17 protein-coding genes are annotated in these 22,633 nt (G+C 39.0%); 7 read left to right on the forward strand and 10 right to left on the reverse strand.

Translation table 11 applies throughout. From position 1 onward, the window contains the following. Positions 1-90: 90 nt before the first annotated feature. Positions 91-489 (forward strand): STAS/SEC14 domain-containing protein, encoded by a 399-nt coding sequence (locus IPZ59_RS16220; RefSeq protein ID WP_236137096.1) that lies wholly within the window; start codon positions 91-93, stop codon positions 487-489. Positions 490-825: 336 nt separating this feature from the next. Here the strand turns inward: IPZ59_RS16220 and IPZ59_RS16225 are convergent, their stop codons facing one another. From IPZ59_RS16225 to IPZ59_RS16255, 7 genes are all read right to left on the reverse strand, one after another. Continuing rightward, positions 826-4,659: a PAS domain S-box protein gene (locus IPZ59_RS16225; protein ID WP_236137097.1), complete on the reverse strand. Its 3,834-nt coding sequence runs from the start codon at positions 4,657-4,659 to the stop codon at positions 826-828. Positions 4,660-4,855: 196 nt separating this feature from the next. Next, positions 4,856-6,760 (reverse strand): acetate--CoA ligase, encoded by a 1,905-nt coding sequence (locus IPZ59_RS16230; RefSeq protein ID WP_236137098.1) that lies wholly within the window; start codon positions 6,758-6,760, stop codon positions 4,856-4,858. A gap of 660 nt (positions 6,761-7,420) precedes the next feature. Further along, the gene (locus tag IPZ59_RS16235; RefSeq protein WP_236137099.1) at positions 7,421-8,806 is read right to left on the reverse strand and encodes a TolC family protein; all 1,386 of its coding nucleotides are present in this window, start codon (positions 8,804-8,806) and stop codon (positions 7,421-7,423) included. Then, positions 8,806-10,155 carry an HlyD family secretion protein gene (locus IPZ59_RS16240; protein WP_236137100.1) on the reverse strand — a complete coding sequence of 450 codons (1,350 nt, stop codon included), beginning with the start codon at positions 10,153-10,155 and terminating at the stop codon, positions 8,806-8,808. Before IPZ59_RS16240 ends, IPZ59_RS16235 begins: the two co-directional genes overlap by 1 nt. Positions 10,156-10,166: 11 nt before the next feature. Then, entirely contained in the window at positions 10,167-11,867 is a 1,701-nt protein-coding gene (locus tag IPZ59_RS16245; protein ID WP_236137101.1) for a peptidase domain-containing ABC transporter, read from the reverse strand. After that, positions 11,857-12,537, reverse strand: coding sequence for a TetR/AcrR family transcriptional regulator (locus IPZ59_RS16250; protein WP_236137102.1), 681 nt, complete (start codon positions 12,535-12,537; stop codon positions 11,857-11,859). The genes IPZ59_RS16245 and IPZ59_RS16250 overlap by 11 nt, the downstream gene beginning before the upstream one ends. A 347-nt stretch (positions 12,538-12,884) precedes the next feature. After that, positions 12,885-14,468, reverse strand: coding sequence for a M28 family metallopeptidase (locus tag IPZ59_RS16255; RefSeq protein ID WP_236137103.1), 1,584 nt, complete (start codon positions 14,466-14,468; stop codon positions 12,885-12,887). A gap of 274 nt (positions 14,469-14,742) precedes the next feature. Between IPZ59_RS16255 and IPZ59_RS16260 the strand changes: the two genes are divergently transcribed. Then, on the forward strand, positions 14,743-15,762 hold the full coding sequence (locus IPZ59_RS16260; RefSeq protein WP_236137104.1) for an alpha/beta hydrolase: 1,020 nt from the start codon (positions 14,743-14,745) through the stop codon (positions 15,760-15,762). A 53-nt stretch (positions 15,763-15,815) separates the two neighbouring features. Here the strand turns inward: IPZ59_RS16260 and IPZ59_RS16265 are convergent, their stop codons facing one another. From IPZ59_RS16265 to IPZ59_RS16275, 3 genes are all read right to left on the reverse strand, one after another. Then, positions 15,816-16,259: a DinB family protein gene (locus IPZ59_RS16265; protein WP_236137105.1), complete on the reverse strand. Its 444-nt coding sequence runs from the start codon at positions 16,257-16,259 to the stop codon at positions 15,816-15,818. 11 nt (positions 16,260-16,270) lie between these two features. After that, positions 16,271-17,362 (reverse strand): 6-phosphofructokinase, encoded by a 1,092-nt coding sequence (locus tag IPZ59_RS16270; RefSeq protein ID WP_236137106.1) that lies wholly within the window; start codon positions 17,360-17,362, stop codon positions 16,271-16,273. Between the two features lie 66 nt (positions 17,363-17,428). Then, positions 17,429-17,608, reverse strand: coding sequence for a hypothetical protein (locus tag IPZ59_RS16275; RefSeq protein ID WP_236137107.1), 180 nt, complete (start codon positions 17,606-17,608; stop codon positions 17,429-17,431). A 112-nt stretch (positions 17,609-17,720) separates the two neighbouring features. Between IPZ59_RS16275 and IPZ59_RS16280 the strand changes: the two genes are divergently transcribed. The 5 genes from IPZ59_RS16280 (at position 17,721) to IPZ59_RS16300 (ending at position 22,619) form a co-directional block, all read left to right on the forward strand. Further along, on the forward strand, positions 17,721-18,458 hold the full coding sequence (locus IPZ59_RS16280; RefSeq protein ID WP_236137108.1) for an NYN domain-containing protein: 738 nt from the start codon (positions 17,721-17,723) through the stop codon (positions 18,456-18,458). A 227-nt stretch (positions 18,459-18,685) separates the two neighbouring features. Then, positions 18,686-19,897 carry a tRNA 2-thiouridine(34) synthase MnmA gene (gene mnmA / locus IPZ59_RS16285; RefSeq protein WP_236137109.1) on the forward strand — a complete coding sequence of 404 codons (1,212 nt, stop codon included), beginning with the start codon at positions 18,686-18,688 and terminating at the stop codon, positions 19,895-19,897. Between the two features lie 9 nt (positions 19,898-19,906). Then, the gene (locus IPZ59_RS16290; RefSeq protein ID WP_236137110.1) at positions 19,907-20,302 is read left to right on the forward strand and encodes a VOC family protein; all 396 of its coding nucleotides are present in this window, start codon (positions 19,907-19,909) and stop codon (positions 20,300-20,302) included. Further along, complete coding sequence (locus IPZ59_RS16295; protein ID WP_236137111.1) at positions 20,295-21,038, forward strand: pseudouridine synthase; 744 nt, start codon at positions 20,295-20,297, stop codon at positions 21,036-21,038. Before IPZ59_RS16290 ends, IPZ59_RS16295 begins: the two co-directional genes overlap by 8 nt. A gap of 96 nt (positions 21,039-21,134) precedes the next feature. Then, the gene (locus IPZ59_RS16300; RefSeq protein ID WP_394800716.1) at positions 21,135-22,619 is read left to right on the forward strand and encodes a M28 family peptidase; all 1,485 of its coding nucleotides are present in this window, start codon (positions 21,135-21,137) and stop codon (positions 22,617-22,619) included. The last annotated feature ends 14 nt before the right edge of the window (positions 22,620-22,633 follow it).

Raw genomic sequence — 22,633 nt, forward strand, 5'->3', positions numbered from 1 at the left:
AGTAATTCCCACACAAGATACTTTACAGCAGAAAAATCTATGCCAAAAAACCAATAATAAACTCTTTGGCTTTAAACCAGTTATTGTTATATGGAACCATATGCAATTATTGACGAATCATCTTTGCCTTTAGTAAATATTCAATTTACTGGCACCAAAAGTACCGATGAAAATTTTCAGGCTTATCTGCAAGGCACAAAGGATTGCTATAGGAACCAAGAAAAGTTAGGGATCATTTTTGATGCGAGTAATGCCTCTATCCCATCGCTTAAACACCAACAAATGCAAGCAGCATGGCTTAAAGAAAATAAAAACCTGATGGAGCTGTACTGTGTGGGAACAGCATACGTTATCCCCAGTGCCGCCATTCGAGCTATCCTTCGTGTGATTTTTTCCTTTCAAAAACAACCTGTCCCCTACGAGATTTTTGAGTCTACCAAAGAAGCGAAAAACTGGCTTGAATCGGTCTTTTCTAAGGATTTAATATAAATGTCATAAGTATTAATTTTTTTCCAACAGGTGATTTACCTTATTCTTCAATTTATATGGCTAATGACCGCATTTTAGGGTATGACTCTTAAAAAATACCATTATGCTTATATTAAGAGATTCCAAAATTTTTACCTTTTGCCAATTTGTATAGTATTTAATGCCTGCTTTAATTCTAAATGTATTTATCTTTCAGTACCCATCCGTATCTGAACTTACCCTACCCCAAAACGTTCTATAAACAAAGTAGCTGTATAATAACACTAAAGGTCCACCCACTGCTACAAAACCCATCATGGTTTTTAAGGTTAGCAATTCATAAATAGTTGTCATCAACTACGAAACGACATAATTGGTTCTTTTGGGAATAGTAAAGTAAAAATCACTTCCTTGTCCTAAAACTGACGTCACACCAATTTCTCCACCCCAGGATTCTACATGCCTCTTAGCCACTGCAAGACCGATGCCTGTGCCTTTATGGTGATCTTTGGTAGGTATCCGTTGGAAAATTATGAAAATTTTATCAAAATACTCTTGATCAATCCCAATCCCATTATCTGAAATAGTGACTTTCAGAAAAGACTCCATATCCTCTACCTTTACTTCTATTTTGGGGGATACTCCCGGTCTTGAATACTTAATTGCATTATCCAATAAACTGTGGAACGTTTGAACCAATGGTACCTTGAAGGCTTGTACTGAAGGCAGATGACTGATAATTAACTCAGCTGATTTATTGGTAATTATCTTTCTACGCAACAACTGATAATCTTTGAGTACTTCATTTAAATTAACGAGTTCTGTAGTACCTGTGAAATTACCTGCCGTTGAATATTCCAACAAATCCATAATGATTCCCTTCATTTTTTTGGCACCATCATACGCAAACTCAATGTACTGATTTGCCTTTTCGTCCAATTGATTTCCATACTTCTTCTTTAAAAGCTCCATAAATCCCACAATCATTCGCAAGGGTTCTTGCAAATCATGAGACGTAACAAATGCAAACTGCTCCAATTCTTGGTTAGTCAACTCTAAAACACGCGCATACTTTTTAAGTGATTCATTCAATTCCAGTAATCGGTGCTCAAACCTTTTTTGCTCCGAAATATCGGTCATAGCTCCTACCATACGGATTGGTTGATTATTTTCATCTCTTACAATCACTCCTCTATCTATCACATAAATAATTTCACCACCTGAATTGAATATCCTATACTCCTTTTCCCAGCGCTTGCAGTCTGGGTCCTTTAAGGATTTATCAAGACTTTCTTTGAGTTCTTCCAAATCATCCGGATGAAATTTATCTTTCCAAAAATCCTTTTCATTCAAGAGTTTGGAAGTGCCTATGCCAAAAATCTTTTCAATTGCATTTGATCTATAATACTCTCCTTTTATAATATCCCAATCCCAAATGGTATCATTCGTTGCTTCCGTTACCTTTTGAAATCGTTCATTCGCCTTTACAAGTTGTAAATCAACTTGTTTTCTCAAGGTTATGTCTCTGAAATAAGCTGATACCCCCCCTTGTGATGGATAAGCATTGATTTCATACCATTTTCCATCACCTGGATACCAATATTCAAAAGATGCTGCTCTCCCAGATTCCGCAACATTTACATAAATTTCGTGAATGAGCGTATGTTCAGCAGCTGGAAACAAGGTCCAAACACTTTTACCAAGTACATCTTCTGCCTTTTTTCCAAGTAAATTCTCAGCTTCCTTATTGAAATAAGTAAAATTCCAATTTTTATCCATAGCATAAAAAGCATCGGAAATACTATCTAAAATTTCTCTTATTTGAAGTTCAAGAGATTTTGAAGTGTGGATATCCTGAAAACTACCGTAAATACGGTGACATTTTTTTTCGATAAATTCAGCTGACCCAATAGTCCTCACCCACCGTTCATTTTTTTTATGGGTAACCAAAATTCCTTCAAAATCAAAAGACTCACCTGTACGGATACAATTCGTTAGGAGTCTAGATGCCTCATCCCTGAAATCTTCTCGATACATAGTAATGACAGAAGCAATATCAAGCATAATATCGGTGGGAGACGTTTCATAAATGGTATATACCATGTCTGAACAAAATAATTCCCCACGTACTAAATCGAATTCCCAACTGCCGATTTTGGCTAATTGAGAAGAGATCGTATTGAGTTCTACTAACTTTTTCTCAAGCGTAATGTTTTTAGCTGTTGCATAAAACATACCTTCTTCCATTGAGGAATTACACGTCCAACTCAACCAAATAACCTCACCGCTTTGGTTGATATAACGGTTTTCAAAATGGATGCTACCACCCCCATCTTTAAGTTTCTTTAATTCTAAAATTGTACTCCGCTTATCTTCAGGGTGTACTAGATCATCAAAGGAACGACATAGGATTTCCTGTTCAGAATATCCCAACAAGGCTATACCAGCTGTATTTATCTTGAGAAATCTGCCTTCAAAATCAACTAAACACAAAATATCCGGAATTGATTTATACAGGTAACTTAAATCATTTTCCAACCTTTTTCGTTTAATCTCTGTCCCTATAAATGGTCCTATATTTTGAAACAAATCGAGGTATTGTTTCAAATCCTGTAAATCCCTATGTGAGGTAATGATTAAGACACCTTCGACTGCTCCATTGAATAACAGAGGAATACCCAAAGCTGATGTTTTATTTGAATTTTTAGCTACATCTTTTCCTACATAAGCTAAGTCTCCATCGACAATTTCCTTAACCACTATCGTCTTTTTCCTCCAGACGGAAACAGGCAGACTTTTTTCAACATCCAAAGAAATGACCTGCTCATCTATTTTATAAAAATCTCTAAACTTTGGTTTATGCGAATTAGTGGTGATTAAATTGATTTGAGTGTTTTCAATATTAGGAATCCATAGCTCTACCAAATCAAAATCACTTAACCTTTCAATGCTAGCACAAAACTCCTCCAAAGAAGTTTTAAGATCGTTTTGGTATGAAAAATTCAAACTAATTTGTGCCAAAAGGTCATTTGCTATTTCTTTTTGCTTTTGTTCGGTCACATCTCTTTCGATGGCTATCCAATGCGTATACCAGCCATTTTGATCAGCAACGGGTGTTACAGCAAAATTAATCCAAAATTCCTCTCCATTTTTTTTGTAATTAATCACGGTAATTTCGCAAGACTCCCAATTCCTAATAGCTTTCCCAAGTCTTTTCAACTCTTCTTTATTTGAATTAGGCCCCTGGAGTATCCTTGGAGTTTTACCAATCACCTCTTCCCTAGTGTAGCCTGTCATTTGGGTAAAAGCATCATTTACATAAAGGATTTTTGGTCCTGGCTCATTAAATGGTTGTGCTTCGGTAATTAGGATAGAATCCTTAGTATTGGTAATTACACTTTCCAACAGTTTTAAACGCTGTTCTTCTTGTTTTTGAGTAGAAATATTTTCGCAGATAGTTACAGTCTTGGAGACTTTGCCGTATTCGTCTCTGATACATGCGACGTGTGCACGTACCCAAATGATACTGCCATCTTTACGGACAAATCGCTTCTCATGGCAGTAAGCTGCTTCACCACCTTTAGCCCGGTTGAAGACTTCACTATCGTTTGCTCGATCATCTTCATGGGTAAGCTCTAAAAAATTCATATAGCGTAATTCCTCTCGAGAGTACCCTGTAATTTGTTCGAAATAAGAATTGATCAGTAGTATCTTCCCATCGAACGGATCTACTTGAGCTATTCCTAAAGTAGCTATTTCAAAAATAGTTCTAAAATTTGCCTCACTGATCTGTAAATCTACTTTGGATGCTTGAACTACTTTGAACTGCTTTTCCTTAAGTGTTACATCTTGGCAAACCACCAACATGCTAGCACGACCAAGAAAATCAAGTTTATGGCCATTAATTTCCATGCGAATTCGTTCGCCATTTTTTTTGAGATGCGTGAATACCCCAAAAAAAATGTTTCCATCGCTACTATCAATAGTTGCATGAGCAGCAATCATTTGAGGAATTTCTTCAATCAGCTGGAGCTGTGACAGCTTCAAATCCAAAAATGCAACTTTCGAATACCCATAATGTAGAATTGCCGCTTCATTTACATCTAAAATCTGATACGTCTCTAAATCATAGACCCAAGATGGCAAGGGGTTAAAGTAAAAGAGGCTACTGTAATTTGGATCATAATTCATAGGAAAGTTCATTCATTGAACAATAAAGACGTGCCAAATCAAAACCATTTTAAATTAAAAGCTTTTTTACCAAATATCAGTTTAATAAATCACTTTATGCAAAACAAAAATACTTCGAACCAAAATTACCTAAAATATCATTTGGATTCAATAAATTTAATCTGAATTTTCCAAGTCCATAATTTACTCTTACATTTCAATCCAACTCAAATTCAATTCCGATTTTATGAGACTTAAGTACATCTTTGATTTCGTCCAAAATCAGTGGGTCATCAATGGTTGATGGAATATCAAAATGTACATCATCAGCAATGTTCCGAATAATTTTTCGGAGAATCTTCCCAGATCGGGTTTTTGGTAGGCGCTTCACTATAACTGCTGTTTTGAAATAAGAAATTGCCCCTATCGTATCTCGTACACTTTTCACCAACTGAGCTTCCAATTCTTCCCTACCAAGATCTCTCCCATCCTTCAAAACCACTAAGGCAATAGGTCGCTGACCACGCAACTTATCCGCAATTCCGACTACAGCACATTCTGCCACAACTGGGTTAGCAGCAACAATTTCCTCCATCTCTCCCGTGGATAGCCTGTGACCACTGACATTGATCACATCATCTACCCTTCCCATGATGTAGAAGTAATTCTCTTCATCTTTGAATCCTCCATCACCCGTCAGGTAATACCCTTCAAACTTAGATAAATACCCTTTACGGAAACGCTCATCGTCTTTCCATAAGGTAGGAAAACATCCAGGTCCTAGCGGAAGTTTGATGACCACATAACCCTCTTGATTAGGTCCAAGCAACTCCCCATTTTCTCCCATGATTTGAACATCATACCCAGGAACTGGGGTAGAAGATGATCCTGCTTTGATAGGCTTTAAGTCTATTCCAGCCATATTTGCCAACATAGGAGATCCGGACTCTGTCTGCCACCAATGATCAATCACCGGGATTTTCAACAAATCACTGACCCATTCATACGTCGCCGGATCGCAGCGTTCTCCAGCCACAAACAAGTATTTCAGAGATGAAACATTGTATTTTTTAAATAACTCACCTTCATGGTCTTCTTTTTTAATGGCGCGAATTGCTGTTGGAGCTGTAAAAAAAGTCTTTACCTGATGCTGCTCTATGATTCTCCAAAAGGTACCAGCATCTGGCGTACGAATAGGCTTCCCTTCAAACAAAATGGTCGTACAACCCGTAATCAATGGCGCATAGACAATGTATGAATGCCCAACAGCCCAACCTATGTCAGAAGCCGCCCAAAATACCTCTCCAGGGTTGGTATCATATACCGCTTGCAAACTATACTTCATCACAACAGCATGCCCCCCATTATCCCGAATAATTCCTTTAGGTTTTCCAGTAGTCCCCGAGGTATACAAAATGTACAAAGGATCCCATGCATCAACTGGAACATAGCTATGAGGCTCTACTGATTCCAACGCTTGATTCCAATCAATTTCTCGCTCCGAACGAAGTTCAGCGATAGCCATCGGTCTCTGTAAAACAATATGATAATCCGGCTCAAAAGTGGCCTCTTTCAATGCTTGATCAATTAATGGCTTATATGGAATAACCCGATCAAATTCAATTCCACAAGAAGCCGAGACAATGACTTTAGGCTCTGCATCGTTGATACGAATAGCCAATTCGTGGGGTGCAAATCCCCCAAATACAACTGAATGAATGGCTCCCAACCGAGCACAAGCCAACATAGCGATAACAGCTTCTGGAACCATCGGCATATATATGATGACCGTATCACCCTTGACAACTCCCTTTGCTGCAAGCAATCCAGCAAAAAGCGCGACTTTTGCGGTCAACTCCCGATAAGTAAATTTTTGAATGGTTTTCGTTACTGGTGAGTCATAAATTAAAGCCACTTGATCACCTCTACCTGTTTCCACGTGATAGTCCAAACATAAATAGGAAGTGTTTAATTTCCCTCCTTCATACCAGCGATAGAAGCCTTGCTCATTGGTAGAAAGAATTTTTTCAGGAAATGTTAACCATGCGATGCTTTCAGCTTTTTCTTTCCAAAACTGTTCTGGATTCGTAAGCGAAGAGTGATAATCATTGATAGAAGCCATTAATGCTGTTAATAAAATAGTGCAAATTAGTTATTTGGGGAGATATAATTCTCTGAAACTAAGGTAATGCAAAAAAATGAAGGGCTTCAATAATAAAAAGCTAAATAGGTATAGATTAAAAAAGATAAGTGACTTGTGAACAGGGGAGGGAAAATTGGGAGTTAGAAATGATGAATTTAACATGAGCGTATGCTTGGGCACTTTTGAGGGTAGTGTTACATGTTAACATGTGGGGCTTAGGCACAAGACTCAATCAGGGATAACTTTTCCAAAGTTTAGAACTTTGGGGAAGTTTAAGTACATAACTAAAATTCCGTGTCAAAAGTCTTGAGTCCGTCGAAGGAATTGATTATATGCTGATAGTGTATTCCTGTGTTTTTTGACACCGAAGTGAGTTAAAACCCACGTATTTGAATCAGGAGATACTCATGTTTTTCCGGGGTTAAAAACACGGGACAATTGATAGAGTTAACTAGCTAAATCTTAATTTCTTTCTTCGGGTATAGATTTTTCAATGCGAATTTTTATATGCTTTCCGTGTATTCTGCGAGATTCCTGCTTTGTTTAAACTCTCGCTTCTAACCTCTTGCTTCTCTTCCTTCTAAAAAGTTTCTCTGCATTCCGCGAGAACAAAAAACCCGACTTGCGCCGGGTTTCATTCTACTCTTCAAACCCTAAACCTGCTGCGTTAAGCATCTTCGCATAAGCGGTTTTTCTTCGGGCAGCTAGGTTGTTGAGAGTTACTCTAGCGCTGATTAAGCTTACTTCTCGAGCATTGACTAGGAATAAGGAGGATTCACCTACCTCAAACCGCATCATTTCCCCATCCAATAATTTTTGAAGACCATTCACATTATTCGTGAAGACTACTAACTGTTGTCCAACCGTCTCAAAGTTAAAGATTTCAGCATCGAGTTTATTTCTCAATTGTAAAAACTTAAGATCTCGCTCATAATTTTTGAAATTCAATTTCGCTCTTGCTATCCCAAGGCCACCACGCTCTTTTCTAAGGAACAAAGGAGTGGCAATAGTAAATCCATACTTGTAGTTATTCTCTAAGAATGGGACTACTTCAGCAGCGCTAAATGTTTCTGTCAAGAAATTATAATTAAACTTAGCTATGGGCAAAAGTAGATTTGCCTTAAAACGCCGCTCTACCTCCAAGGATTCAATATCAAAGTCCGTCAAACGAAGTTCGGGATGCATACTTACATAGCCTCTCAAAGACTCCGGGATATAATCTACCAAAAATGGATCGAGAACATTTTCTGGAAAAACATCCTCTACCAAATCAACTGGCTCTTCACTTTCATCCCACAAAAAGGTATTTAACATTTGGGTAGATTTGAAGAAGTTGATTTGAGCGGACTGCAAACTGAAAAGGCGATCCTGCACTTGGGTGTATGCTTCTACAGTGTCGATCGCTGGAAAGTCCCCTTGAATAAAGCTTTCTTTTACCATCCGAAATCTCTGTACTGCTAAATCATATCCTTCTTCAAAAACTTTTACATTTTGGTAGTCAGAGGCCCATTTCCAGTAATGATCCGTTGCATCCAAGTATAGATCATTCAAAAATAATTGACGTTCTACAACGGTAGCTTCCCTGAAAATCTGTGCTTTTCGCAAAGCCGCTCTTCGCTGATCTATAATCAAACCCTGCCCTAAATTGAACGATGCACCTGCAGCGAATAAGCCGCCTGCAGGAACGGTACGTTCACTGTTAAGAAAAACTCCTGAATTTTGCTCAAGCAAGCCTTTTAATTCCACACCTCCCATGGTTGGAATGGATATCCCAGTCTCTTGAATATCAAAATAATCAGAATTATTGAATCGCTTCCGATCTCTTTGAGTGTAGATTTTAGGGTCGAAACCTCCCCTTGCAGCACGCAACTCCTGCTTACCAAATTCCAAGTTAACATCCGCTTGTTTAGCAATGGGATGATAGGATCGAACCCACTCCATGTAGGTTTCAAAATCTAAGATCTCTTGCGCAGAAATAGTAAATGAAATGAAGCTAAAGCAGAAAACTAAAATTGCTCTCATCATTATTTCTTTTTGTTGTCCGCCTTTTCTCGGGCTGTATAATAGTCTGCTGGGAAGCCATTCAATTGTCGCCAAATTTCATACCATAAAGGCACATCGTTTAATAAGGCAATCCCATCTGCACCTGAACCTATCCTTAATGCTTCTGGCCAATTTTCCTCTTCTGGGTCTTCCACTACCAAAATCCTATACTTCCCATTTGGGCTAGCAAAATTGTCAATAGCATGAATGACGCCACCAAAGGTTCCATTGGTGATCTGTGGCCACCCTGAGAAGACAATTGCCGGCCATCCATCAAAGATAAACCGAACTTTAGAACCGATTCTCATCAAAGGATAATCCACTGGAGACACAAACATTTCTACTGCTAATTGGGCATTGGCAGGCATGATACTGATAATCTCAGCTCCTTCTTTAATGGTTTCTCCAAGACCTACCTGAACAGCCTGTGTAATATAACCATCCTGAGGTGCTAAAATATAACGGAAACCCGTACGCATTTCATAATTCGAATACTGATTCTCAAGTTTAGTAACTGTAGCTTCTGTATCAAACTGAGCAGACATGGACTCGAACATATCAGCGCGTGCTTTGGCCATACGATCTCTAAAGTCATTATCAATGGCATTCAACTCAATTGTCGCCGCAATTCTAGCATTAACACTTTGGAGTAAGGAGTTTTCTGCGGCAATCATACTTGCTTGCACTTCCTGAAAACGCAATTCCCGCTGTTCGAAATCTGTCAGTGAACGTAATCCCTCCTGAAATAGCTTTTCTGTTCGTTTAAGCTGTTCCTCTCCAATTTTAAAATTCACTTTTGCCTGTTCGAAGCGTATACTATCGGATATCACTTGCAATTCAGCCATCCGAAGCCTGTTGTTTGCTTGATCTATTCTCAGAATATTATTTTGACGCATGGCCTCTATCTGAATTTCGATCGCTTTTACTTTTTCAGAATAGGATTGAGCAGATAACGCCTTGGCATCAACCTGCATTTGAGTACGCTCCAAAAGTCTAGGATCAAAGTAGTCGTCTTTAATTTCAGATACTAACAAAACAGTATCGCCTCTTTGCACAAAATCACCTTCTGCTACATACCATTTTTCTATCCTTCCTGCAATAATTGAATGCACAGTCTGCGGTCGCTGATCCGGCCTTAACGCTGTAACAAAGCCTTGCGAACGGATATTTTGTGTCCAAGGAAGGAATAAAAACAAAAACGAACCTAACAATATCCATAAAAGGATTTTACGCCTCTTTTTGCTATCGTCTCCAGGATAGGTCATATTGAGACTTACAAACTCTTTGAAGGAGACTTTCTCACTAATTTTATTTTTAGTAATATTTATCATCGCCTTTCGAATTAAATTGTTTTAGTTGATAAAAACCCATCTGTACTTCCATCGTAGGTAAGCCTTCCGTTTTTCAATTCCAGCACCCGAGGGAATTTGTTGATAATATCTTTCTCTTGAGTCACGAGCATTACTGTCCAACTACCTTCTAAAATATAATCCACTAACCTCATTTTCTCCTCATACTCCATTGCACCAAACATGTCTTCGAGTAACAAAGCTTTTGGTTTGCACACTAGACACCTAGCTAAAATAATCTTGCTAATTACTTCTTTACTCAGTCCTTTACCTTCAGGCATCAACATTGTGTCCCAATCCTCTGTCAATTTGTAGATAAAGTCTTTTAAACCTACCAATTGTAAAATTTCGCGCACATGGGAATCCTCCGCATCTTTTCGTAAAGTGACATTTTCATAAATGGTCCCATGAAATATGGATTGATGAGATAAACTATCACCAATAAAGCCTCTGAGCTTATCTAAATTCATGGTATCAATCGGTAAACCGTTGACGATGATTCTTCCTCTGTACTCACTGAATAATCCGGACATCAAGTACATCAACGTACTTTTACCTCCCCCACTGTTCCCGGTAAGCACTACTTTTTCGCCCGCATTCAAATCAAAAGAGACATTATCCAATACTTCATAATTGGTGTTTTTGATGGAATAATGAAGGTTTTTAATCTGGAATTGAAGACTTTCATTGTTAGTAGTAAGTGACTTCTCTGTACCCTCTTGACGTTCCATCTGCAAATCCATGATTTGACCGATTTTTTCTGTAGCAGTCATGGTATCATACACCGCATCCAAAGAAAGAATCACCTTTTCAACAGAAGTTACCATCAATATAATGATTACTTCTACTGCTACAAATTGTCCGATACTGATCTGATTATCAATCAACAAAATACTTCCTACAATTAACAAAGTAGTCACAATCAAAGCCTTGAAAGCAATCATTATTTTGTATTGAAACACCAATACAGCAAAGTGTCTATCCCTGTACTCTACATAGGATTTTAACAATTTATCCATGTTGAAAAACGGAAGCTTGGAATTACCCGCCAACTTAAAAGTAGCCATAGTTCTACCAATTTCCTCCAACCAATATGCTGTTTTATATTTCATCGTGGATACCTTCAAATTGGTCTCCATCCCTTTGGGACTGGTAAAATAAAAGATCAAAATAACCAAGGAAACCAAAGCCAAACTGAATAAGAGGAAAAAGATATTATACAGTGCCAGCAAAATCATACCAAAGGTGATCTGAACGATTGCAAAAGAAAAGTCTATCAAGATTTTTGACATCCCTTTTTGTAGATTCACTGCATCAAAGAAGCGGTTAACCAATTCAGGAGTATAGTTCTTTTCCAATTCATCCATCTTTAGGCGCGGAAGTCTGTAAGCAAAACTAAAACCTACCTTTGCAAATATCCGCTGTTCCAGTTTCTCTGTTAGATACAATTGTGAAATCTGAAGAAATCCACTGAAAGAAATGGCTACTGTAACAACTAAAACCATGATCAACCAAGCCGTACTCACTCTACCTCCAAGCACGAAATTGATAATGGCCTGAATACCCAGTGGATACACCAAAGATAAGGTACCATTCAATAATGAATAGAAATAAATTGCATAAACCTCTTGTTTCTCCTCATTGATCAGTTTGAAGAATCGTTTGAGAGGTGTCAAACCGCTATCAGCTTTCATGTGCGATTGTTTTAAATACTAAGTGATTGAAGAAAATTACTTTTTTGTCATGACCATCGCCTTTTTCCGTAAGACCTGGCAAATGGTTCTCATAATACGTTTGCATCAAACTAGCTTCCATAATCGTTGTCACGAGTGTTTTTGGAAATTCATATTCCGGATTGTAAGCACTTATCAATTCAGCGATTCGCTCCCCAAGTTTATAATACTGATGAAAAAATCCCAGCTTCTGCTCCTTATCAACCTCCTTAGTCATGATTGCTTTAGTAGATTCATCGGTAAGTAATCGGCGCAATTTCACTGGATCAATAAAATCATTTTTACTGAAAATCGGACCTTTTGCTAGCAGCTCTATGGCTATTTCTAACTTTTGCCGCGCTGAGGTAAGATTGGCAGTACAATAAACCAAGTTTTGTTCTAAAAATCCCCAATACCACCCAAATAAATATAATAAAAGTTTGTGTTTGTTTTCAAAATATCTGTAAATCGCTGCCTCTGTGCAGCCAACTGCCTGAGCTAATTTTTTAAAAGTAAAGTTCTCAAAGCCAAGCGCCAACATCATATCCATGCTTTTTTGCACAATATCCACACCCAAATCCGAACTAAATGGATCCTTGAGGTAAATATTTTCATTGACTTCAACTCTTACTCTTTGTAAAATTTTATCCATAGTAAGTTACAAGAACAATGGGCATAACGTAGGCTACTTACAAAAGGTTTTAAGATCTTAACTTTTTGTTAGTATTACTTACAGAAAAATTAAAAAAAGCCTCTGAAACAAATCTGAGGCTTTTTATTTTACTTTTTATGCATTTCCGCTTTCATACCAGCAACCATTTGCAATACTAACTGAAGCATATTTTCATCGACTGAGGTCGGATGACTTACGACCTCAGAGGATTGTCAGCATGATAGTAATTGAAATATTGCATACTGGTATAATTGCAGATAATCATACTACTTTTTCATGTAACTTTCTCTGATACTTTTAAATTCCGAGCCTTCTTTCCATTGAGGTCAACTTGTAGTATTTGACAATTTTTTACCTACTTTAAACAAAACCATTAAGTCTTCCACTGCACTGTCTAAATCCCAAGCTTCAGCGTCATATTTATCCGATGGCTTATGATAGTGATTTGTGATATAATCTGCCATTTGTTGCTTCCCATACTCAACACCAAACTCCACATGATCTGTCCCTGCCCCTACATATAACGCGGGGACACCTATTTTAGCAAAATTGAAATGATCTGAACGGTAATACAAGCCAGCCGCTGGAGTTGGATCAGGTGTAGAAAATCGATTTTTTTCAGATAAAACCGCATCTAAGAGATCTTCCAAATCAGATTGCCCTTTTCCAATCAAGGTCATATCCCGCATAGACCCAAAAATATTTAACCCATCAATATTGATGTTCGCTACCGTCTGAGAAGCTGGATAAACTGGATTTTGGGCATAATATGCAGAACCCCATAGCCCCTGTTCTTCAGCGGTGACCGCTAAAAAGACTACTGTGCGCTCTGGTTTTTCTCCCTCGATAAAGCCTTTCGCTAAAGCCCACATAGCTGCAATACCAGAAGCATTATCTAAAGCTCCATTATAAATACTATCACCACTTGCATCTGGCGAACCGATTCCAAGATGATCCCAGTGAGCAGTATATATAATGTATTCATTCGGCCGCTTGGTGCCTGTAATTTTAGCAATAAAGTTTTTAGAGCTATCAAAAATACCTTGCGCACTAACAGAAGAACTAACTTTCAAACCCATTGGTAAAGCTTTAAATTCCGAAGTTTTTGCCTGTTGGAATAACTCATGAATGGACAAACCTGCTAAATCAACTAGCTTTTCTGCAGTCTCAGATGTTATCCAGCCTTCAAATTTTGGCTGATAAATATCTTTTCCCCGGTTGTCTAAATATAACTTTGTTCCATTCCACCCATTTTGAACCACTCCAAATCCATAGCCTGCAGCACCTGTTTCATGAATAATGAGTGTTCCTAATGCACCTTGCCGCGCCGCTTCTTCAAATTTATATGTCCATCGACCGTAATAAGTCATGGTATTCCCATTGAACAAATCACTTCCTTCTTGACCATAACCAGGGTCATTGACGATCACAACAGCAATTTTCCCGGACATGTCCACATCTTGGTAATCATTCCAACCATACTCAGGCGCCACAATTCCGTAGCCGACAAAAACCAGCTCCACATCTTCAAAAATCTGCTCCTCTTCTATTCTCTGCGTCCACAGTACATAATCTTCCAAGCCTTTTAATTCAATACTCCCTTTGGGTCCTTTCACTTGCATCGTAGGAGCAGCCTTTGATGTAATGGAAACCATAGGAACATCCTGATAATAACTCTCCCCATTGCCAGGTTCTGCACCTATTTCGGAAAAAATCTTTTCCATGTAGGTTAAAGTCTTGGTCTCTCCATCGGTAAATGGCATTCTTCCAGCGTACAGATCGTTTGACAACTCAATAATATGTCCTTCTAAATCTGCTGGAGTTATTTGGTACTCAGAATCCGAGGATCCACCGCAAGCCAATAGCAAATAAGCTAAGGATGGAATTAATACGTATGTAAGTTTTTTCATAATGGTTTAAATTCAAGCGAATTTAACACATTATCAATAAATCCATATCGTATAATGAATGAAGTATGAACAGAAATTAAAACTAAACGCAATTGATAGCAGTATTTTGTAAAGTTCATATGAATTTAATCTTAAATTCACGGCTGATTCTACTACAAGCCTTACCTTGTTGCAGGTTTAGAATGGATTACCCACTTGGTTGACTGTAGGCCAATGGTAAATTTGCTAGTTTAAAGCACAAGCATACATTGAAGACAAAAATCATATCCCAAAAATGAAAACCTTTTTGAAAATTATCTTGGCCTTAGCCATCGTCTTGGCTATCGTTTATATCGCAGGACCTAAGGCAAAAGTCCAAGCTCTTGAGGGTGAGTACACCGAAGTACCGAGCGATCCCTTGCAGTTAGAAGTATTTATCCAAAACATTGAAGATACTGTCAGTCAATTAAAAATTGGCAATGAAGCTAAAATCATATGGGCAGATAGTTTATTGAAAGGAAAAACCCCTTACTCTATTGTCTACATCCATGGTTTTGGCGCCAGCCAAATGGAAGGCGATCCGGTGCACCGAAAAATCGCTGAACATTTCCATGCAAACCTCTATGTGGTCAGATTGCCTGAACACGGCATTGACCGACCCAATGGCATGGAATACCTTTCTGCTCAACTATTGACTGACGCGGTGAGACAAGCTTACATGATCGGCAAAAGCCTAGGAGATGAAGTGATTGTCATAGGTACTAGCATGGGTGGAGCTCTTTCTTTACTCTTAGCATCTGAAAGACCGGATATGAAAGCCTTGGTAGTCTACTCTCCTGCAATCAGGGAATATGGAGAAGCACTTCAACAGTTTTTCAACCCTTGGGCAAAATTTTTAGCTAGCAACTTTGTAATGGAGAATGGAGTCAGAACGGTCAAAAGAGATGGTGATAAAGCGAAGTATTGGTCTGAAACTTATCATGTCAATGGCTACGAGGCTTTAGCTGTATTGCTCCGAAGCAAAATGGTACCTGAAACATTTCAGGCAATTAAAACCCCGGTATTTCTGGGCTATTTTTATAAAAATGATAGTATCCAGGATTTTGTTGTCTCCGTGCCTAAAATGCAGGAAATGTTTCAACAGCTTGGTACTCCAAATAGCTTTAAGCGTGAAATGGCTTTTCCTGAAACAGGCGACCATGTAATTGCTTCGTCTATCACTTCACAAGACTGGGAAACAGTTCTGGAGCAAACAATCGATTTTCTTGAAAATGTAGTCAATCTCAAAGCCTTACAAGAAGTAGAAATTGAGTAACTTAAAAATGGCTAACGTATAAAAGTGTACAAATCCACACGTTAGCCATTTGCTTATTTCTCTAAAAGTCTTCGATGGTAGTTAATCTGTCCTAAATGATAATTGAGATGGCTCACGAGGTGAAACATATAGTATTCATAACTCATAGGTTCTTTGACAGCTCCTCCCGGATAATCCCTAGAAAACCAATCCTCTGGAAACTGCAAGATAGAATCTGTTATCATATGATTAGTTTCATCCAGCATAAGGAGTAATTCCTCTCTTGGGATGCCTTTGACTGAAAATTCCGATTCACGATCCCTCTCGTAACCTGTATCACCCATTTTATTACCAATGTAATGATTCAAGTTACCTATGATGTGCATGGTTAAATTGCCCGCAGAGTTGGAAATACCAGGAGCTATTTCCCAGATATTTTGCTCGTTTTTATAGCAGATAAGTTCGTTTTTCACTTTTTGCAAATCGCGATCAAAAAAATACAGCAATGAACTTTTCATAATTTTTCTATTTAGTCTCCAAAAGATATCCCCAAACCCTTGGCGGCTTGAATAAGGTAATTGTCTGCACCTACATGATTGTAGTCCCGAGTTGCATCCTCTAAAGGTACCGATATGAAATCGTTATTCTTGAATGCAACCATTTTCCCGTATTCTCCCCCCAAAACCATTTCAAACGCCTTAACTCCAAAGACCGAAGCCAGTACTCGATCAAATGCAACGGGCGTTCCTCCTCGTTGGGTATGTCCCAATACAGTTTCCCTGATATCTGCTGTCACTCCTACGTCTTTTAGTTGCTGCGCTAGCTGAAATGCTACTCCTCCTAAGCGCACATGGCGGCTTCCTTCATCTCCTGCTCTTGATACAATACTTCCCTCTTGTGCTTTTGCTCCTTCAGCAATCACGATATTGACAAATCCCCTGCCATTGTCATAGCGGGAATTAATTCGTTTCACTAATTCATGAATATCGTAAGGAATTTCAGGGATTAAACATATTTCTGCTCCGCCCGCAATAGCTGTGTGCAAAGCAATCCATCCTGCATCTCTTCCCATCACCTCCATAATCATTACTCTAGAATGGCTTTCAGCAGTTGTCACCAATCGGTCAAAACTTTCAGTAGCTATCTGAACAGCTGTTTGAAACCCAAAGGTCATATCAGTAGCAGATAGGTCATTATCAATGGTTTTCGGAACACCAATAACAGGTAGTCCATAGTCAAATAATGCTTTGGATATTTTTTGAGATCCGTCTCCACCAATATTGATCAAGGCATCAAATCCCAAAGACTTGATGCGTTCTGCCAGTTCTCTAGTTTTATCAACATAAATGATCTGCCCATTTTCATCCTTTACAGGATAATGCAAAGGATCTGCTCGATTGGTAGTTTTTAAAATTGTACCACCCTTGACATGAATACCAGCTGTCTTGCTTTTAGTCAATTTAATCAAATCTGTGGGATCGCTCCATATCCCCACAAATCCCTCTTTACTTCCATACAATTCCCATCCTTTTTCTTTCCTTGCTCTTTTGGCAATTCCGCGTATCACCGCATTCAATCCGGGACAATCTCCACCTCCCGTAACTACTAAAAGCTTCTTCATTTTGCTAAAATTTTATATTGCAACTTACAAAAATGATGGAAAAAAGGCTCTATACAGTGGAGATTTTTATTTTTTGAGTTTCCACCAACCTACCAACGTGCCCATGCTACTTCCAATACCTAGTCCTAGGAGAATCCACATCACCAAACTTTCTTGATAAACTCCTATGATCAATCCATTAAACAGTCCTGCCATTAATCCGGCCATGATATAGGAAAGGATGGTTTTTTCTTTTTTTGGCTGCATATACTCAGTATTTAAAGTAAAGTTACTCGTTTAGATCCATTATCTGCATGAAATAAAATCCTCACAGGTACAAAAATAGCCGTATATTTAAAGCAACAAGTAAATTTTTATAATGGAAAAAGATATTAAAATAGCCGTTTTGATAGATGCGGACAATGTTTCTTCACACCCCATCAAAGAAATGATGGAAGAAATTGCTAAGTATGGTAACCCTACCATCAAACGGATTTATGGAGATTGGACGACCCCACGGTTAGGGAAATGGAAAAATATATTACTGGAAAATGCCATCACCCCTATTCAGCAATACGGCTATACTGTTGGAAAAAATGCAACCGATGCTGCCATGATTATTGATGCCATGGACATCCTGTATTCCCAAAAAGTCAATGGATTTTGCATCGTCTCAAGTGATAGTGATTTTACTCGATTGGCAACAAGACTGCGGGAGGCAGGTATGTTGGTTATCGGTATGGGAGAGAAAAAAACACCTGAACCTTTTATCGTTGCCTGTGACAAATTTATTTACGTAGAAATTCTTCAAAAAGCAGAGCCAGATACGTCTCCAGGAAAAGCTAAAGATGCTCCAAAACCACAAGTAGATAAAGCTGGACCTAAAATCATTCGGCTAATCCATAATACCATTTCAGATTTAGCAGACGATGATGGCTGGGCCTTTATGGGAGATGTGGGTAATTTACTTCAGAAAAAACAACCCAACTTTGATTCCAGAAATTTTGGTTACCAAAAACTAACGCCTTTCATCAGTTCACTTCCGTATTTTGAAATCGAACAACGAGAAGGAAGCAAAGGCAGGCATAAGTTGATATATGTCAGGAGTAAAGAGTAGAAGCGAGAGTTTAGGGACAAGAAGCAATACTTGCTGATGCGATAATTAAGGTTGTCGATATTTCATCCTTTGTACCTCACCCCTCTTCCTTCATCAACTCCAAACTAAAATCTGCCTTCTAAAATCTAATGTAATATTTCTAGCTTTGTGAACTATCCCATTTGGGAAGAATGTTAGCAAGTATGTATGAAAACTCATGGACCTTGAATCCATGAACAATTTCTCTTATGGAAAAGAAAAAAAGAGTTGTGGTAGGTTTATCTGGAGGGGTGGACTCCTCAGTAGCTGCTTACTTATTGAAAGAGCAAGGGTATGAAGTCATCGGGATGTTTATGAAAAACTGGCATGACGAAAGTGTCACAATCTCCAATGAATGCCCATGGATGGAAGATAGTACAGATGCCATGTTAGTAGCGGAGAAGTTGGGAATTCCCTTTCAAGCAATAGACCTAAGTGAAGATTATCGCGAACGAATCGTAGAATACATGTTTACAGAGTATGAAGCTGGACGAACACCCAATCCGGATATACTATGTAACAGGGAAATAAAGTTTGATATTTTTCTCAAAGCGGCTGAAAAACTCCATGCTGACTATGTGGCTACAGGACATTATTGCCAAAAAGACAGCTTCGAAAAAGACGGTCAGACCATACACAGTCTCTTAGCCGGTGCAGACCCTAATAAGGATCAAAGTTATTTCTTGTGTCAGTTGAGCCAACAACAATTGAGTAAAGCGTTATTCCCCATCGGACACCTACAAAAATCAGAAGTTCGTGCCATCGCCAAGGAGCAGGAACTCATTACAGCAGAGAAAAAAGACAGTCAGGGATTGTGCTTCATTGGAAAAGTGCGCTTACCAGACTTTTTGCAGCAACAATTGAAACCAAAAAAAGGGGATATTCTGAACATTTCAGATAATTATCCAGCATATGAACAATGGAAAGTCCCCCAGGGCATCGATCTATCATCCCTTAATGATGCGGAATTAGACGCTATGTGTACACCTATACATTATCACCCACATGAGGGGAAAAAGGTAGGTGAACATAATGGTGCGCACTATTTTACTGTTGGCCAACGAAAAGGGCTTCAAGTAGGTGGAACTGGGAAACCTTTATTTGTCATCGCAACCGATACTCAAGAGAATGTAATTTATACGGGACTAGGTGAAGAGCATCCTGGTCTTAACAGACTTGGCCTCTTTGTCAAGAAGGAAGATATACATTGGATTCGGGAGGATTTGAAACTAGAGGTAGGAGAATATCAGCGATATCAGGGAAGAATCCGCTACCGTCAGCCTTTGACTGGTGTCACTTTATTGATGCGGGAAAAAGGACTCTATGTGATTTTTGATCAGCCACAAAAAGGAATTGCCTCAGGACAATTTGTAGCATGGTATGAGGGAACGGAAAGTATTGGCTCTGGAACAATTTTCTAATCTAAACTTATGAAACAATCACTTTTCCAAATCGCTCTTGTGATCCGGGATTATGATGAAGCAATCCACTATTACACCACTATTTTAGGGTTTGAATTAGTAGAAGATACCGTCATATCTCCAAGTAGACGTTGGGTAGTCGTAAGACCAATAGGCTCTTCGTGTGCCTTGCTTCTAGCGAAAGCAGCCAACGAGCGCCAAGTACAAAGCATCGGAAACCAAACAGGTGGACGCGTTTTTCTATTTTTACATACGGATAACTTCGATCGGGATTTTGCCCGACTTCAAGAGTATCAAGTTACCATAGTAAGAGGTCCTGTTTTAGAACCCTATGGAAAAGTTGCTGTTTTTGAAGACCTCTATGGTAACCTTTGGGACTTAATAGAACCGAAGGATCATGATTAAGCTAGAGATTATCTTTGAAGATGATTTTTTCATAGCCATCAACAAACCTGCTGGTGTTCTAGTGCATAAAACCCATCTTGCAGATGCGGAAGAAGATTTGATTGCAGTCAAAATTCTTCAGTCTCAAACAGGTGTCAAGGTATTCCCTATTCATCGAATTGACAGGCCCACTACTGGAGTCTTGCTATTTGCAAAATCAAGTGAAGCAGCATCTAAAATGCAGCCTATCTTACGATCCACAGATGTTCAAAAACACTATCTCTGCGTGGTAAGAGGTCATTTCAAAGAAAAAACGGGCATCATTGACCAAGCACTCAAGAAGAAAATTTATGGGGAATTGCAAGAAGCACAGACAAGCTATTGGGTATTAGAGGAATCGAGTATTCCTTACGACACTACTGGCAGGTATCCTTCCAGTAGATATGCCCTGCTGCTATGCCACCCGCATACGGGCCGTATGCATCAGATTCGTAGACATTTGGCTCACAGACGCCATTATATTATTGGAGATACAACCCATGGGGATAATACACAAAATAACTTTTTTCGAAAAGAATGGGGACTCCATAACTTACTCTTACATGCTTGGCAACTGTCTTTCCTTCATCCATTTACCGGGCAGCAAATAACTATCCAAGCAGAATTATCAGAGGTATTTATTAATATGCTGCTGAAAGTTAACTTTTCATGGAAGCCAGAAAAATTTGATGCAAAATCACTACCTGTTATCCCTTAACAATTCACCTTTGGAAGGGGTAATTTCCCTAAAAAGTAGTTTTTATCTGCATTTTTTTAGGATAAACGTTATCTTCCACCGTCAATACACAATCCTATGAAGAAACAAACTCTTATCATCGGCTTTCTTATGACAGCAGCAAGTATGGCTTGCTTGGGTCAGGGAGGAAAAGAAGCCATAGAACGTAACTTCCACGAACGGGAAGCCCTTTCTCATTTTCGATACCTAGCTTCGGACGAACTGATGGGCAGAGACCCGATTCGCCCAGAGATAGATGCTGCCGCACGTTACATTGCCGAACAATTCTGGAAATACGGGGCTAAAGAATTATCCAATGCCAATGGGTATTACCAACACATTCCATTCAGACTTTCTTCCCCTCCTACCAAAGGAGAAGTTGCTTTTGGAAGCAAGACTTTCAGCCAAGGTGATGAAATGTTGGTTCTAGACGGGCCATCTTTAGCTGGATCCTATGAATTAGTAGTAGCAGGCTATGGGCTAGAAGCTGATTTTGAAGGGAAGGATGTTAGCGGCAAAGTTGTGGTTTGCAATGTAGGTGGTCCAGGCAATCTTTCTCCCCGTGGGTTATTTGCTGCTGGAAGACAAAAGTTAGCGCTGGCACAATCCAAAGGCGCTATCGGTTTGGTGGAAGTTTACAATGTTCCGACTGTGCCATGGCCATTTGTGGCTAATTTTCTTAACAGCCCGCAGTTGACCGTTGATAAAACAGGCGGAGGCCAAAGCATTCCCTACATTTGGATTAAAGATTTGAACAACGAGACTATCAATGCCATTGGCAATCGCCAACTGACCAGTGCGGATTTTCAAATCGAAGGAAAAATCAATAAAGCCATCGTAGGTAAAAATGTCGTGGCTGTAATTGAAGGTACAGATCCTATTTTAAAAAATGAGTATTTGATGCTATCTGCACATTATGACCATATAGGTGTAGGTAGACCAAATGCCGAAGGTGATTCCATCTACAATGGTGCAAGAGATAATGCCGTCGGTACGGTAGCCGTTATCAATGCCGCTCGATATTTTGCAGAAAATCCTCCTAAGCGTTCCATCTTATTGTGTGCTTGGACAGCAGAAGAAAAAGGGTTGCTCGGCAGTGAATACTTTGCAGAAAATCCATTGATTCCTTTAAAGCAAATTATTTATAACCTGAATATTGACAATGGAGGATACAATGACACCTCGATTTTCACCGTAATAGGTTTAGGAAGAACGAGTGCAGACTTTTTACTGGAGGAAGCAGCAAAAGCTTTTGGAAAAGAGGCGATTGCGGATCCATCCCCAGAGCAAGGATTATACGACCGCTCTGATAATGTGAATTTTGCCAGAAAAGGGATCCCTGCTCCAACCTTTAGCCTGGGTTTCCGTGCATTTGACGATGAAATCAACAAGTACTACCACCAAGCTGCTGACCAAGTCGACAATTTCGATTTAGATTATGCAGTAGCATATTGGAAGTCCTACATACTAGCTGCAGAAAACATCGCCAATTGGAACCAACGCCCACGTTGGGTAGCTGGAGATAAGTATGAAGAAGTAGGAAAGCAATTATATGGGAATTAGTGTTCTGAAAATAG

It is taken from the genome of Mongoliitalea daihaiensis (genome assembly GCF_021596945.1).
GTDB lineage: Bacteria > Bacteroidota > Bacteroidia > Cytophagales > Cyclobacteriaceae > Mongoliitalea > Mongoliitalea daihaiensis.

Bases quoted from the DNA above. Each gene is read 5' to 3' on its own strand.
- IPZ59_RS16295 (WP_236137111.1), top strand. From the start codon at position 20,295: ATGATTAAGCTAGAGATTATCTTTGAAGATGATTTTTTCATAGCCATC.
- IPZ59_RS16275 (WP_236137107.1), bottom strand. From the start codon at position 17,608: ATGCAGCCAAAAAAAGAAAAAACCATCCTTTCCTATATCATGGCCGGA.
- IPZ59_RS16245 (WP_236137101.1), bottom strand. From the start codon at position 11,867: ATGAAAGCTGATAGCGGTTTGACACCTCTCAAACGATTCTTCAAACTG.
- IPZ59_RS16240 (WP_236137100.1), bottom strand. From the start codon at position 10,155: ATGATAAATATTACTAAAAATAAAATTAGTGAGAAAGTCTCCTTCAAA.
- IPZ59_RS16290 (WP_236137110.1), top strand. From the start codon at position 19,907: ATGAAACAATCACTTTTCCAAATCGCTCTTGTGATCCGGGATTATGAT.
- IPZ59_RS16255 (WP_236137103.1), bottom strand. From the start codon at position 14,468: ATGAAAAAACTTACATACGTATTAATTCCATCCTTAGCTTATTTGCTA.
- mnmA (WP_236137109.1), top strand. From the start codon at position 18,686: ATGGAAAAGAAAAAAAGAGTTGTGGTAGGTTTATCTGGAGGGGTGGAC.
- IPZ59_RS16280 (WP_236137108.1), top strand. From the start codon at position 17,721: ATGGAAAAAGATATTAAAATAGCCGTTTTGATAGATGCGGACAATGTT.
- IPZ59_RS16250 (WP_236137102.1), bottom strand. From the start codon at position 12,537: ATGGATAAAATTTTACAAAGAGTAAGAGTTGAAGTCAATGAAAATATT.
- IPZ59_RS16235 (WP_236137099.1), bottom strand. From the start codon at position 8,806: ATGATGAGAGCAATTTTAGTTTTCTGCTTTAGCTTCATTTCATTTACT.
- IPZ59_RS16260 (WP_236137104.1), top strand. From the start codon at position 14,743: ATGAAAACCTTTTTGAAAATTATCTTGGCCTTAGCCATCGTCTTGGCT.
- IPZ59_RS16265 (WP_236137105.1), bottom strand. From the start codon at position 16,259: ATGAAAAGTTCATTGCTGTATTTTTTTGATCGCGATTTGCAAAAAGTG.
- IPZ59_RS16270 (WP_236137106.1), bottom strand. From the start codon at position 17,362: ATGAAGAAGCTTTTAGTAGTTACGGGAGGTGGAGATTGTCCCGGATTG.
- IPZ59_RS16225 (WP_236137097.1), bottom strand. From the start codon at position 4,659: ATGAATTATGATCCAAATTACAGTAGCCTCTTTTACTTTAACCCCTTG.
- IPZ59_RS16230 (WP_236137098.1), bottom strand. From the start codon at position 6,760: ATGGCTTCTATCAATGATTATCACTCTTCGCTTACGAATCCAGAACAG.
- IPZ59_RS16220 (WP_236137096.1), top strand. From the start codon at position 91: ATGGAACCATATGCAATTATTGACGAATCATCTTTGCCTTTAGTAAAT.
- IPZ59_RS16300 (WP_394800716.1), top strand. From the start codon at position 21,135: ATGAAGAAACAAACTCTTATCATCGGCTTTCTTATGACAGCAGCAAGT.